This is a genomic window from Acinetobacter lwoffii (assembly GCF_024129715.1).
Taxonomy (GTDB): domain Bacteria; phylum Pseudomonadota; class Gammaproteobacteria; order Pseudomonadales; family Moraxellaceae; genus Acinetobacter; species Acinetobacter lwoffii_U.
In genome coordinates this window covers 1-358 of the sequence record NZ_JAMXXM010000083.1, presented here as the reverse complement: position 1 = coordinate 358, position 358 = coordinate 1, and the positions used below count along the sequence as shown (strand labels likewise).

Here is a 358-nt window from a genome sequence, read left to right as displayed (position 1 = left end):
GGCGAAGTTTGGTTGAAACTAAGATGCATTGCATCAAATTATTAGGAGATAAACTCAGTGCAAGGAGTTTTGATAGCCAAGTGAATGAGATTCATGCACGTGTAACAGTCCTCAACAGATTTACGGAATTAGGTCGATCACTTACCCAAGTTATGCCTTAAATTTGGCTCAATTAGGGGCGCTTTGCATTTCAAATCTTTGTGCAACAAAGCCCCTATCAAATAGATTTAAACACTTATATGTTATTACCCATATTCTAGTGTTTATTTTTAAATTCTGTTTTGAGTCATTTCCCCATTGACGAGTCTCAGCAGGTTCAGTGGATTCTCATCTCTTAATGCTTCAGGCAACAGACTTT

The 358-nt window shown here is 37.4% G+C and carries 2 pseudogenes; one reads left to right on the top strand and one right to left on the bottom strand.

Features of this window, described 5'->3' with window-relative positions:
• A pseudogene (locus tag NI462_RS15005) lies at nt 1–161 on the top strand (IS5/IS1182 family transposase); the annotation flags it as partial.
• A 108-nt stretch (nt 162–269) separates the two neighbouring features.
• On the opposite strand, the pseudogene NI462_RS15000 reads toward NI462_RS15005, so the two are convergent.
• Nucleotides 270–358: pseudogene (locus tag NI462_RS15000) on the bottom strand (ketoglutarate semialdehyde dehydrogenase); the annotation flags it as partial.